Below are 13163 nucleotides of genomic sequence, written 5' to 3' on the forward strand. Positions count from 1 at the left end.
ATGAATCTGCACCAATTCCGCTTCGTCCGCGAGGCAGTGCGGCAGAACTTCAACCTCACCGAAGCCGCCAAGGCGCTGTTCACAAGCCAGCCGGGCGTCTCGAAGGCAATCATCGAGCTCGAAGACGAGCTCGGCGTCGAAATCTTCACGCGCCACGGCAAACGCGTGCGCTCGTTGACCGAGCCGGGCCGCATCATATTGCAATCGATCGAAAAAATCCTCCAGGAAGTGGAAAGTCTCAAGCGCGTCGGCAAGGATTACGCGGCGCAGGACCAGGGCAACCTGACGATCGCCGCGACCCACACCCAGGCGCGCTACTCGCTGCCGGGCGCGATCGCCGAGTTCAAGCGGCGCTTCCCGAAGGTCCACCTTTCGATTCTGCAAGGCAGCCCAACCCAGGTCGCCGAGATGGTGCTGCACGACCAGGCCGACCTCGCGATCGCCACCGAGGCGATCTCCAACTACAAGGATCTGGTCTCGCTGCCGTGCTTCCAGTGGCACCACCTCGCGGTGATGCAGCCGGACCATCCGCTGATCGAGCGCAAGCTGCTCTCGCTCGACGATCTGACCCAGTACCCGCTGATTACCTACGACAACGCGTTCGCCGGCCGCTCGAAGATCAACGAGGCGTTCCGCCTGCGCGGGCTGCATCCCGACATCGTGCTCGAAGCGATCGACGCCGACGTGATCAAGACCTACGTCGAACTCGGGCTCGGCGTCGGCATCATGGCCGACATCGCGTTCAACGCCGAGCGCGACCGCCATCTGCGCGCGATGCCGGTCGGCCATCTGTTCGGCAGCAACGTGACGCGCGTCGCGCTGAAACAGGGCGCGTATCTGCGCAGCTACGTGTACACGCTCGTCGAACTGCTGTCGCCGAGCCTGAACCGCAAGCTGATCGAGCAGGCGCTCAAGGGCGAGCACGAAACCTACGAACTTTGATGGCGGCGGGAACCGCGCTGATTGCGCCCTGCTTTCCGGTTCCCGCTTTCTAATTTCCGCTTCTATCTGATTCCCGCTTCCCGATTCCGTTTGAATCCCGCTTTCCGCTACGGAGACCTTTCTCATGACGTTGCATAACAACACGCTTCGAAACATGTTGCGCGGCCTCGCCGCCGCCGGTGCGCTGCTCGCCGCGAGCGCCGCGCACGCCGACCTCAAGGTCGGCATCGACCTGTCGAACACGGGGCCGGCCGCCGTGATCGGCATCACGAGCAAGGACGCGATGCTGATGTGGCCGCAGACGATCGCCGGCCAGAAAGCCGACTACATCTTCCTCGACGACGCCTCCGACCCCGGCGTCGCCGTGCGCAACATCCGCAAGCTCATCAACGAGGACCACGTCGACGTGATCGTCGGGCCGAACATCACGCCGGCCGCGATGGCCGCGCTCGATCCGGTCGCCGAAAGCCAGACGCCGATGATTACGCTGATCGGCTCGGCCAGCGTGGTCGAGCCGCAGGAAGGCAAGAAGGTCTGGGCCTACAAGATGGCGCAGACCGACAGCGCGATGGCCGACGTGATGACGCGCTACATGTCGAACCACAACGTGAAGACGGTCGGCTTCATCGGTTTCGCCGATGCCTACGGCGAAAGCTGGCTCAACGAGTTCAGCAAGTTCGCGGCGCTGCGCCATATCCACCTGGTCGCGACCGAGCGCTACAACCGCACCGACGCGAGTGTGACCGGCCAGATTCTCAAGCTGATGGCCGCGAAGCCCGACGCGATCCTGATCGCCGGCGCGGGCACGCCGACCGTGCTGCCGCAGCGCACGCTGATCGAGCGCGGCTACAAGGGGCCGATCTATCAGACGCACGGCATCGCCACGCCCGAATTCATCAAGCTCGGCGGCAAGGACGTGGAAGGCACGCTGTTCCCGACGCAGCCGGTCGTGGTCGCGCGCTCGCTGCCGGCCGATCATCCGTCGAAGAAAGCGGCGCTCGCGTTCGTCGACGCGTACGAGGCGAAGTACGGCCCGGGCAGCGTGACGCAGTTCGCCGGCGATGCGGCCGGTGTGTATCCGCGCTTGCAGGATGCGGTCGCGCGCGCGTTGAAGACCGCGCAGCCGGGCACGCCGGCGTTTCGCGTCGCGCTGCGCGAGGAACTCGAACACGCGCATGAGCTCGTGGTGCCGAACGGCGTCGTCAATACGAGCCCGCAGGACCACGTCGGGCTCGATCAGCGCGCGAGCGTGATGGGCATCATCAGGGACGGCAAGTTCGTTTATCTGAGCCAGTGACCGCGCGGCTTATGTGTTGAGGGGTGTGCGGTTGATGGGGGCTATGGTCTGTCCGGATGCCGCCGCCCCGCCTGGTACTGTTCGGTGCTATTGGGTGCGCTTCCCGCCATCGTCAAACGTGAAGACATCGAACGGCCCGGGCTTGCTCGCAAGCGGGAGCGCCTTGCAGCCGCGCCCTACCCTACGCCCGGCACTCGCCAGCTATTCCCGCACCTGAGCGCGAAAAATCACCGAGGCCGGCTTGCCGGTGCGCGGATGCACCGGCTCCCGCATCTCCCGCAGCAACAGCCCGCTCGCCGCCATCAGTTCGAGCCACGTCTGCAAGGTCCGGAAATACCACGGCGGCGCGTCGGTGAATGCGTCGCCGAACCCCGCCCACGAACCCGGCCGCCAGCCGTCGACGTACGGCAAGTCGCCGCATGCGACGAGCGGATGCAGCGTCTGCACGATCAGGCTTGCACCGGGAGCGAGCAGCATCGGCACGGCGCGCAGCAGCCCGTCGACCGATTCCTTGCCGAGCAGCGAAAAATTGCAGACCACGACGTCGGCACGCATGGCGAGCCGGCCCGCCGCGATCTCTTCGTACGACAGGATTCTGCCGTCGAGCACGCCGGCGGCGGTCGCGGCATGCACCAGTCCGGCGATCGCATCCACCGCCGTCACGCCGATTCCGCGGCGTTGCAGCGTAAGCGCGAGCCAGCCTTCGCCGCAGCCCAGATCGAGGACGGTGGCCGGTTCGCACGCCAATACGGCATCGAGCACGGCCTGATCGGTGACAAGGCGCCGGCTTTCGATTTCGCCCGCGCGCACCGCATTCATCCACGGCGACGCGTTGCGCTGCCAGGAAGCGATGATCTTGTCGTCGCTGAGAGGGTCGAGGTTCATCGCCGGTTTCGCTCCATGGTGCGCCGCGACCTCGGGCGTCTCGGGCCTCGGTCGTCGGCAATGCCGCCGATTGTCGGCGATTCGAACCTTCCGGTCGAGCGCGGCGGGCTGATCTCGGTCTGCTTTCGTTGACAGTTGTCCACGATGTTGCGAGATGCTCTCACTCGCGGCATAGCGTGTTCCTGCGGCTGCCAGCCAGTATTGCGGGGTGCGCAGTGGTTTCAGGGATTCATTCTTTTGTCATACGTGATTCGACGCCATGATAGGTTTGCCCGCTGATCTGACTTGGGTATGGACGGCGGATGGCGATCGAATTCAAGGTCGGAACTCATCGGAGCTGCACGCTTTATACGCGGCACGAATATCGCGGCAATACTTTCAGCGATGAGGCACGTGCCGGCCGCCAGCTCATTACTTCGGCAAGCTCAGGGGAACTGACGCACGACACGCACCAATTGGCACGGCTCGTCGCGTTCATGCGCAAAGCGCCCGGCTGCGCATACGTGAGCGGTGCTGCACCGGCTCAACTCGCCCGGATGCTGCGGACCGCCGTCGAGCGCGGCGATGTGATTGCCGTCGCGGCGAAGCCGCATGCCTCGGGTGGACGCAGTGTGCGTATCGAACAGCCGCCCCGGCCATACCATGAAACCTTCTCGCCGTCGCAACTATTCCGGCCCGAGCAACGCCTGGCGCGTACCGCTCGTTCATTCGAGCGCCCGCGATTGCCACGGCTAGCATCCGATGATGACCTCGCGATCTGGTTTTCCCGCCCCGGCGACGTACTGCCCGATGGAACCATCGCCGTACCGGTATCGACGCCACTCGGCAATGCGCAGCCGTTCGAATACAAAGAGGATGCTTCGCTCGGCGATCTACAGGAGTTAGCTGCGCGTGGCGTCAGTGAGGCCGACGAAGAAGAGTGTCACGTGATATACGAAACCGAAATGGAAGAATGCTCTTTTGCTCGCGCCATGTACCGGGACAACCGAACCTATGCCCTTTGCTCTCAGCGAGCTTTCGTCAACGATCAAACTTGCAGAGGCTATTAACATGAAAAAACCACCACGCGCCAGCATCATTTTTTATGACGAAGACGCGCAGCAACTCATGATATGCAACGTGTTCCGGCGGGAAGTGCAAGGTGTCATTGATAACGCACTGGCACGCACAGGCGGGATGCGAGTTCCTCCCGACGAAGCCGATCACAGCATGCGCCCACTCACCGACGAAGACGCGCGTAAGCTCGGCGGCCTGGCGATACTCGTACAGGCTGGCGTCCACCCGGAATTGCGTGAGCGTTTGCAGATAACGACAGCAGAGCCCGTCAACTGGAAAAACGATGGCTTAGCAACCAGGACCGGGGAGTAAGCGTCCAAGGGGAATGCTCAGAAATGCCATCATCGTTCCCGCGTTGCGCCGTGCCATAGGCAACGCTCGCGGCCAGGTTCTGTGCGAGCAGAATGCGTTTGATCGTTACCAACAATGCAGGGGATATTGATGGCCAGCCACACGCCATATTCAGTGATATTGACTTGCGCCGAAGATCAACAAAGATTCATCGTTCATGCCGTCGATCAAACCAGGATCGCCACGGTAACTGCCGGTCAACTCGAAATGCCCATCCTTCTGGACAGTTTCGATTACCGGCTCGATGATGAATTTGCTCGCCGGCTTGGCGTCGCCATGCTCAACCTGATTGCTCTCGGGCAACCCGACATCAGGCAGTACATCCCGGTGACGCAAGAGCCCATCGACAAGCCGTTACAGACATAACCTGCCGCTCACGCACCGCGCGTCATGGCCCATGATGATGGGGTCACCTGTCCGCCTCTGCGACGTGCTGCCCGATGGAACCATCGCCATGCCGGGACGGCAAGGTCCGAGACCTCGGCAACCCTGTACCGATCCTTCCGTGGTGACAACGCATGGACAAGCTGAACGCCTTCAATCACTTCCACGACTGGTATATGGACACCCTCCATGTGTCGACGGAGCGCGAAACGCTCACACTGAGCCTGTATTTGCAGAATCGGCGTGCGTCGCTTTCATTCGTCGGAATGAGTCGGTGCATTGTCGAGAATCTCGGTCTTCAAAACATCGTTTACGCAATCGACATGCTGGAAGAGGGAACAGAGCGTTACGAGAAAGCACAACGAAGGTTAGCCACAGCCGAACGATAGACCGATAACCAACCCGGCAAACTCGCGCAACTTTTCTCGACATGCGTGGCGGAGCTTATCGTCGAGTTTGACTCGCTTGAAATTGAGACCTCTTCGGAATCGTTAGATTGACATCGTCACCTTCACGCAGCCACCCAGCGCCCTATCCGCACAAACGCGCACAAACGCGGAAGGTCCGCGAAATTGTTAAAGTAGCAGTCTTTTCCCACTCAGCAGTCCATCATGCGCACCACCCGAGCCATCCATGCCGTCGAGCGGCTGAAAACGCGCAGCGGCAATCCCCGCTTTGCCGCGATCAGCCTGTCTGGCGGCCTGTTCTATCTGGTCGATAAAGCGAGCGGCGTCGATAAAAAGGTCTCCGAGCCGCTCGCGCTCGACGACTTCGTCAAATTCGTCGACGCGTTCGGTCCGCAGAAACCGCGCAAGGCCAGCAAGCTCGACGTCGCGTTCGAAGCGCAGATCAAAAAGAGCAAGGGCGAGTAACGCGGCAGCGGTGTCACGCAGGCGCCGCGCAACGCATTGGCGACATCACGCGACATCACAAAGCATCGCGCCACATCGCGGCCTTGCGGCCCAATGCTAGCGCCATCGCCAGCGACAAGGCGAGGCAAGCCAAACCACCCCAACCGCCAACCACCTCACCCCACCGCAATCTCCTGCCACTGCCCATCCGCCGCGCTGCTCGCGAGCACAGCCTCGATAAAGCGCAAACCGGCCACGCCATCGTCGACCGTCGTCAGCAGCCGGCTTTCGGGCGGCGGCTCGCGGCCCTCGTTCAACGCGTCGATCTGCAAGGCCGCGTCCTTGTACAACTGCGCGAACGCTTCGAGATACCCTTCCGGATGCCCCTGCGGCACGCGCGTCGCATGCGCGGCCACCGCGCTGTTCACGCGCCCGCGCGTCAATCGCTCGGCCGTGCCGCCGAGCGGCGTGAACCACAATTCGTTGGGCTGCTCCTGATCGAACGCAAGACCCGCCTTCGTGCCGTAGACGCGCAGCCGCAACGCGTTCTCCGCGCCGCTCGCCACCTGGCTCGCCCACAGCATGCCGCGCGCGCCGTTCGCGTAGCGCAGCAGCGCCTGCACATGATCGTCGACACGGCGACCCGGCACGAAGGTATGCAGCTCGGCGGAAAGTTCGCGCGGCAGCATCCCCGTGACGAAGACGGCGAGGTGATACGCGTGCGTGCCGATGTCGCCGAGACAGCCCGCCGGTCCCGCGAGCGCCGGGTCCGTGCGCCAGCCGGCCTGCCTGTTCGCGCCGGTCGCCTCGATCGGTTCGGCGAGCCAGTCCTGTGCGTATTCGACCTGCACGACGCGTATCTCGCCCAACTCGCCGCGCTCGACCAGTTCGCGCGCATGGCGCACGAGCGGATAGCCCGAATACGTATGCGTGAGCGCGAACAGCCGCTGCCTCGCGCGCGCGAGTTGCGCGAGGGCCTCGCCTTCGGCGAGCGACACCGCGAGCGGCTTGTCGCATATCACGTGGATGCCCGCTTCGAGAAACGCCGTCGCGACTGGCGCATGTAGATGATTCGGCGTGACGATCGCCACCGCGTCAATGCCGTCATCGCGCGCGGCTTCGGCGCGCGCCATCTCGCGCCAGTCCGCATAGCTGCGCGCGATGCCGGCTTCGAGTGCGCTCGTCCGCGCGCGCTCGGGATCGGACGACAACGCGCCCGCAACGAGTTCGAAGCGATCGTCGAGCCGCGCGGCGATCCGGTGCACCGCGCCGATGAACGCGCCCTGCCCGCCGCCGACCATGCCGAGCCTGAGCTTTTTTTGTGGCATCGGATTTCCTCTCCTTCCTTTGTCTTTGTGTTTGAACGGCGCGACGCGTGCGTAGGTAGGTGTGGCACGCGGCCACAGTGCGCGCCACCGCGCCTTCTGTCCTTCCTTCGCGCGGGCCCTCTGTCACCGCGCGCTGCTGTCACCCGCTCCTTGTCACCCGCTCTCTATCACCGCGCTCACGGACCGCCGCCGCGCCTGCCAATCTACGAATAGCCCTACCGTGCAACCCGCGCGGCACAACCCACCCTCAAATCCCAAGCACGCTTTTCAACCGTACGGCATCGACGCCACTGCCCGCGAAATCGTCGAACGCATGCTCGGCCACGCGGATGACGTGCCGCCGGATAAACTCCGCGCCCTCGCGCGCGCCGTCGTGCGGATGCTTCAGCGCGCACTCCCATTCGAGCACCGCCCAGCCCGGAAAATCGTATTGCGCCATCTTCGAGAAGATCGCGCCGAAGTCGATCTGTCCATCGCCGAGAGAGCGGAAGCGTCCCGCGCGCTCGACCCAGCCGCTATAGCCGCCGTACACGCCCTGCCTGCCGGTCGGCCGGAACTCGGCGTCCTTCACATGAAACGCCTTGATGCGCTCGTGATAGATGTCGATGAACGCAAGGTAATCGAGCTGTTGCAGCATGAAGTGGCTCGGGTCGTAGAGAATGTTCGCGCGCGCATGCTGCTTCACCGCGTCGAGAAAGCGCTCGAAGCTCACGCCGTCGTGCAGGTCCTCGCCCGGATGCAGTTCGTAGCAGACGTCGACGCCGGCTGCGTCGAACGCATCGAGAATCAGCGTCCAGCGGCGCGCGAGTTCGTCGAATGCAGCCTCGACGAGACCGGCCGGACGCTGCGGCCACGGGTACAGATACGGCCACGCGAGCGCGCCGGAAAACGACACGTGCGTGCTCAATCCCAGGCGGCGCGATGCTTGCGCGGCGAGCTTCATCTGCGCGATCGCCCATTGCGTGCGCGCGGCCGGATCGCCGCGCACGTGCGGCGCGGCAAAGCCGTCGAACAGCGCGTCGTAGGCGGGATGCACGGCGACCAGTTGTCCTTGCAGATGCGTCGACAGCTCGGTAATCTCCACGCCCACGTCATCGACGGTCTCGCGCAACTCATCGCAATACGCGTCGCTCGTGGCCGCTTTCTCGAGATCGATCAGGCGCGGATCGCACGGCACCTGCACGCCCTTGAAGCCGAGACCAGCGGCCCAGTTCGCAAGATGCGCGAGATTGTCGAACGGCACTTCGTCGCCCATGAACTGCGCGAGAAAGATCGCCGGACCTTTGATGGTTTTCATCGTACGGTTCCTCGAACCTGGCGCGCGCGGGTCGCGTTCCCTTCAGGATGAACGGGACGCTCCCGCGCGCGTTAAACGATCAGCGCCGCGATGCTCCGGGTGGAACGCAAGATGGCACCCAACGTGCCGCTCGCAGCGTCGCCCGAGCGCCGCCTAACTTAAAACGGCGAGTCCGGGAAATAGAACTGCTGCGCGTTTTCCTTCGTAATCAGCACCGACGGAATGATCGTCGTGGCCGGCAGCTTCTCGCCTTTTAACCGCGCCTCGGCCGTGAGCTTGATCGCGTCGTAGATGAATTTCGGCGAGTACGACACGTCGGCCTGGATCATCGGCGCACCATCCATCACGTTCTTCACCATGCCTTTCGAGCCCGCGCCGCCGAACACGATCTTGATGTCGTTGCGCTTCGCCTGATCGATCGCCTTGACGACGCCGACCGCCATGTCGTCGTCAGCGGCCCACACGGCGTCGATATGCTTGAAGCGCGTCAGGTAGTCCTGCATCACCTTGAACGCGTCGTCGCGATTCCAGTTCGCGTACTTCGCGTCGAGAATCTTGAGGTCCGGATAGTTCTTGATTACGTTCGTGAACGCGGTCCAGCGCTCGTTGTCGAGCGTGGTCGGAATGCCGCGCAGCGCGACGATGTTGCCCTTGCCGCCGAGCGACTTCGCCAGATACTCGGCGGGAATCCGGCCGAACGCGGTGTTGTCGCCGGCCACATAGGCATCCTGTGCGCTCGTGTTCGTGAGGCCGCGATCGACCACGGTCACGTACACGCCTTTCTTCTTGACCTGCTCGACCGGTTGCGTGAGCGAAGCCGATTCATACGGAAAGATCACCAGCGCGTTGATCTTGTTGACGGTCACGAGGTCCTGCAACTGGTTCGCCTGCTCGGGCGAGTTGGCCGCGGTCTTCACGATCACCTTCAGATCGGGATGCGCTTTCTCGAGATCGGCCTTCGCCTTGTTGGCCCACCAGACGATGCCGCCCGTGAAGCCGTGATCGGCCGTCGGAATCGCGACGCCTAGCGTGACCTTGTCGTCGGCGCGCGCCGCGCCCGCCGTGCCCAGTATTCCCAACGCCAGCATGCCGGCGCCGATCGCTCGAATGACCTGCTTCATGGTGTGTCTCCAATGTTGAGGCGCTCGGGGCGCCCCGTTTTTCGGACCTGCGTTCAGATTGCCGTCGTTGCGTTTGCTGCTTTTTTGCTGCTTTCTTTTGCTGCTTTTCGCTGCGTCCGCACTGCCGTTGCTTCATCACCGTGGCCGCACTGCGGTTGCTTGGCGGCTGCCTGGCTACGGCTTCATTGCTGCTTCATGGTTGCTTCACTACGGCCCCTACCCGCTGCGCTTTCAACCGGCAGCGCCCCACTACCGCCTTCCACGCTGCACGAACGCGACGAAAATAATCACGACGCCCTGCACCGCCGCATTCAGATACACGCTGATGATGCTGGTCAGGTTCAGGATGTTCGCGATCACCGAAAGCAGGATCGCGCCGATCACGGTGCCGATCACGCGCCCCTCGCCGCCCTTGAGCGCGGTGCCGCCGACCACCACCGAAGCAATCGCTTCGAGCTCCCACAACAGGCCGGTGGTCGGCGTCGCGGAGCCGAGGCGCGGCACATACAGCACCGTCGCCACGCCCACGCACATCCCGAGCAGCACATACGTGACGATCTTCACGGTATCGACGCGAATCGCCGCATAGCGCGCGACCTGTTCGTTCGAACCGATCGCCTGGACGTGCCGGCCGAACGCGGTGCGATTGAGGATCAGCGCGCCGCCTGCCGCAACCACGAGAAACACCCAGATCGGCACCGGCACGCCAAACAGGCTCGCGTAATAGACCGGGCCATACAGATCGGATAACGAATCATTGAGTGTCAACGCGCCGCCGTCGGCGAGCCATGTCAGCACCGCGCGAAAAATCCCGAGCGTGCCGAGCGTGACGATGAACGGCTCGATGCGCCCTTTTGTAATCAGCAAGCCGTGCGCGCAACCAAACAGCGCACCAAGCATGAGCGCCGCGACGATGCCGATCGTCACGATCAGCAACGGCGGCAACGCATGGCCTGCCGTGCCCGCCGCCAGCGCGTTCATGAGCCAGATCATGCTGCCCGCGATCAGTGCGGCCATCGAGCCGACCGACAGATCGATGCCGCCCGAAATGATCACAAAGGTCATGCCGACCGCGATGATGCCGATGAACGACGTGCGCGTGAGCACGTTCACGAGGTTGTCGAGCGTCGCGAAGTCGCGATTGAGCAGCGTGCCGACGATGCACAGCGCGATCAGCCCGACGAGCGGCCCGAGCGTGTAGAGCCGCTGCGCGACGCGCAGCGCGCGGCGTGATGGCACGGCTTCAGTGGGTGCCGGTCGCATGGGCGATCAACTCCTCTTCGGTCAGATGGTCGAGCGCAAGCGTCGCCTGCAGGCGTCCCGCGCGCATCACGGCGACGCGATGGCACAAGCCGATCAGCTCGATCAGTTCGGATGAAATGACGATCACCGCGCGACCCTGCGCGGCGAGACGATGAATCAGAAAGTAGATGTCACGCTTCGCGCCGACGTCGACGCCGCGCGTCGGCTCGTCGAGCACGATCACGCTCGGGGCCGGTTGCAGAAACTTCGCGAGCGCGAGCTTCTGCTGGTTGCCGCCCGAGAGCATGCGCGCGCGGCTCGACAGGTCGCCCGTGCGAATGCCGAATTCGCCGACCGCTTTCTGCAAGGCCGCGCGGCCCGCCTTCAGGTCGAGCAGCGGATGCGCGTAGCGTTCGAGCGTCATCAGCGTGAGGTTGTCCTGCAGGTTCAGATCGACGTGCAGGCCTTTGCCCTTGCGGTCCTCGCTCAGATACGTGAGGCCGTGGCGCATCGCCTCGCGCGGGCTTTTCAGATCGACGGGCCGGCCCGCGATTTCGAGGCGGCCGCCCGTGCGTTTGCGCAAGCCGATGAGCGCCTCGAACGCCTCGGTGCGGCCTGCGCCGACCAGCCCCGCGAAGCCGAGCACTTCGCCGGCGCGCACCTCGAAGCTCAGGTCCTCGACCCAGTCGGGCACCGTGAGGCCGTTCACGCGCAACGCAACCGGCGCATCGGCGGGCGCGGTCGCCTTGTCGGGGAACATATCGGACAGCTCGCGCCCGACCATCAGGTTCGCCATCTGCTGACGCGCAAGCCCCGCGGTCTCGCCGCGCGCGACGAAGCGGCCGTCGCGCATCACGATCACCTCGTCGGTGATGCGCTCGACTTCGTCGAGCTTGTGCGAGATGTAGACGATCGTCACGCCGTCGGCCTTGAGCTTCGCCATCAGCGCGAAGAGCCGTTCGGTTTCGGCGGGCGTCAATGTCGCGGTCGGCTCGTCCATGATGAGCAGACGCGCGCGCCGCGACAGCGCCTTCGCGATCTCGACCATCTGCTTTTCCGCGACGATCAGCTCGCGCACCTTCGTGTCGAGCGCGCGCTCGAGCCCGACCTGCGCGAGATAGCGCGCGGCGTCGGCGCGCATCGCGGCATCGTCGACGAACCAGCCGCGCCGCTTCTCGTGGCCGAGGTACATGTTCTGCGCGATCGTCAGATGCTCGGCGAGGTTGAACTCCTGGTGGATCAGCACGATGCCTTGCGCCTCGGCGTCGCGCGAACCGCTAAAGCGCCGCGCGTGACCGTCCACCAGCACGCTGCCCGAAGTGGCCGTTTCGTAACCGGCGAGGATTTTCATCAGCGTCGACTTGCCCGCGCCATTCTCGCCGAGCAAGCCGTAGATGCGCCCCGGTGCGATCTCGAAGCTCACGCCGTGCAGCACGCGCACGGGGCCGAAGTCCTTGCGGATGTCGTCGAAGCGGATCGCGAGGCTCATGGCTCAGGCACTCCCGCGAATCACGAGGCGATGCGGCAGCAGCACGCCCGGCACGCTGGCCTGCGGATTCGCGAGTCGTTGCAGCAGCAGGCGCGCGGCCGTTTCGCCGAGTTCGCGCATCGGCTGCGCGATCGTCGTGAGCGGCGGATCGATCTGCGCGGCGAGCGAAATATCGTCGAAGCCGACCACGGCGACGTCGTCGGGCACGCACTTGCCGACGCTGCGCAAACCGTGGATCACGCCGATCGCGAGCGTATCCGACACCGCGAAGATCGCGCTCGGCGCGGCGGGCTGCTGCATCAGCGTGACCGCGGCCGAGGCGCCCGCTTCGTAGTCGAGGCTGTTCAGGTTCATGCGCCAGCGCGGGTCCGGCGCGATGCCGGCCTCGGCGAGCGCATCGAGATAGCCCTGCTGGCGCTGCCGCGCATACAGATAGCCGACGTCGGAATTGATGAGCCCGATGCGCCGATGGCCACGCGCGAGCAGATGCCGAACCGCGTCGCCGGCCGCGCGGTAGTTGTCGATGCCGGCATACGGCACGCCCACCGCCGGGTCGAACTCGCAGCAGGCGACCCACGGCAGCGCCTGCGAGGCCTCGCCGAGCGCCTGCTGGATCGTGTCCGGATCGAGGCAGATCGCGCCGTCGGCGCGGCGGCGGCGCAGCATGTCGAAATAGCTGCGCTCGCGGCCCGGGTCCGCGCCGGTGTCGCACAACAGCATGAAGTAGCCGTGCTGACGCGCGACGCTGTCGATGCCGCGCACGATCTCGGCGTAAAACGGATTGCCGAAGTCGGGGACCATCGTCAGCAGCAGGCGGCTTTCCGCCGTGCGCAGATTGCGCGCGAGTTCGTTGACGCGATAGCCGCTCGCGTCGATCGCGGCGAGCACCTTGTCGCGCGTCGCGGCCCGCACGTTCTCGT

14 protein-coding genes are annotated in these 13163 nt (G+C 64.4%); 7 read left to right on the forward strand and 7 right to left on the reverse strand.

What is annotated here, in order from left to right; all coding sequences use genetic code 11:
• Both GXB81_RS23520 and GXB81_RS23525 read left to right on the forward strand, forming a co-directional pair.
• Positions 1-942: a CysB family HTH-type transcriptional regulator gene (locus tag GXB81_RS23520; RefSeq protein ID WP_167036511.1), complete on the forward strand. Its 942-nt coding sequence runs from the start codon at positions 1-3 to the stop codon at positions 940-942.
• 124 nt (positions 943-1066) lie between these two features.
• The gene (locus GXB81_RS23525; RefSeq protein WP_205990462.1) at positions 1067-2239 is read left to right on the forward strand and encodes an ABC transporter substrate-binding protein; all 1173 of its coding nucleotides are present in this window, start codon (positions 1067-1069) and stop codon (positions 2237-2239) included.
• Positions 2240-2440: 201 nt separating this feature from the next.
• On the opposite strand, the gene GXB81_RS23530 is transcribed toward GXB81_RS23525, so the two are convergent.
• Complete coding sequence (locus tag GXB81_RS23530) at positions 2441-3124, reverse strand: methyltransferase domain-containing protein (protein ID WP_167036505.1); 684 nt, start codon at positions 3122-3124, stop codon at positions 2441-2443.
• A 302-nt stretch (positions 3125-3426) separates the two neighbouring features.
• On the opposite strand from GXB81_RS23530, the gene GXB81_RS23535 reads away from it, so the two are divergent.
• The 5 genes from GXB81_RS23535 (at position 3427) to GXB81_RS23555 (ending at position 5787) form a co-directional block, all read left to right on the forward strand.
• A complete protein-coding gene (locus tag GXB81_RS23535) occupies positions 3427-4173 on the forward strand; it encodes a hypothetical protein (RefSeq protein ID WP_205990463.1) in 747 nt (248 codons plus the stop codon).
• Between the two features lies 1 nt (position 4174).
• The gene (locus tag GXB81_RS23540) at positions 4175-4492 is read left to right on the forward strand and encodes a hypothetical protein (RefSeq protein ID WP_167036499.1); all 318 of its coding nucleotides are present in this window, start codon (positions 4175-4177) and stop codon (positions 4490-4492) included.
• A gap of 129 nt (positions 4493-4621) precedes the next feature.
• The gene (locus GXB81_RS23545; RefSeq protein ID WP_167036496.1) at positions 4622-4897 is read left to right on the forward strand and encodes a hypothetical protein; all 276 of its coding nucleotides are present in this window, start codon (positions 4622-4624) and stop codon (positions 4895-4897) included.
• Between the two features lie 152 nt (positions 4898-5049).
• On the forward strand, positions 5050-5304 hold the full coding sequence (locus tag GXB81_RS23550; RefSeq protein WP_240158621.1) for a hypothetical protein: 255 nt from the start codon (positions 5050-5052) through the stop codon (positions 5302-5304).
• A gap of 222 nt (positions 5305-5526) precedes the next feature.
• Positions 5527-5787, forward strand: coding sequence for a hypothetical protein (locus tag GXB81_RS23555; RefSeq protein WP_167036493.1), 261 nt, complete (start codon positions 5527-5529; stop codon positions 5785-5787).
• Positions 5788-5942: 155 nt separating this feature from the next.
• On the opposite strand, the gene GXB81_RS23560 is transcribed toward GXB81_RS23555, so the two are convergent.
• The 6 genes from GXB81_RS23560 to GXB81_RS23585 form a co-directional block, all read right to left on the reverse strand.
• Positions 5943-7094, reverse strand: coding sequence for a Gfo/Idh/MocA family oxidoreductase (locus GXB81_RS23560; RefSeq protein WP_205990464.1), 1152 nt, complete (start codon positions 7092-7094; stop codon positions 5943-5945).
• A 247-nt stretch (positions 7095-7341) separates the two neighbouring features.
• Positions 7342-8391: a sugar phosphate isomerase/epimerase family protein gene (locus GXB81_RS23565; RefSeq protein ID WP_205990465.1), complete on the reverse strand. Its 1050-nt coding sequence runs from the start codon at positions 8389-8391 to the stop codon at positions 7342-7344.
• A gap of 158 nt (positions 8392-8549) precedes the next feature.
• Positions 8550-9512, reverse strand: a complete 963-nt coding sequence (locus tag GXB81_RS23570; RefSeq protein ID WP_167282091.1) for a substrate-binding domain-containing protein — start codon at positions 9510-9512, stop codon at positions 8550-8552.
• 249 nt (positions 9513-9761) lie between these two features.
• The gene (locus GXB81_RS23575) at positions 9762-10775 is read right to left on the reverse strand and encodes an ABC transporter permease (RefSeq protein ID WP_205990466.1); all 1014 of its coding nucleotides are present in this window, start codon (positions 10773-10775) and stop codon (positions 9762-9764) included.
• The gene (locus GXB81_RS23580; protein ID WP_205990467.1) at positions 10756-12243 is read right to left on the reverse strand and encodes a sugar ABC transporter ATP-binding protein; all 1488 of its coding nucleotides are present in this window, start codon (positions 12241-12243) and stop codon (positions 10756-10758) included. The genes GXB81_RS23575 and GXB81_RS23580 overlap by 20 nt, the downstream gene beginning before the upstream one ends.
• Before the next feature lie 3 nt (positions 12244-12246).
• On the reverse strand, positions 12247-13163 hold a 917-nt coding region (locus tag GXB81_RS23585; protein WP_205990468.1), incomplete at its 5' end, for a LacI family DNA-binding transcriptional regulator.

Origin of the sequence: Paraburkholderia sp. Ac-20336, from assembly GCF_017105025.1 — a bacterium.
In the GTDB taxonomy this organism is placed as follows: Bacteria; Pseudomonadota; Gammaproteobacteria; order Burkholderiales; family Burkholderiaceae; genus Paraburkholderia.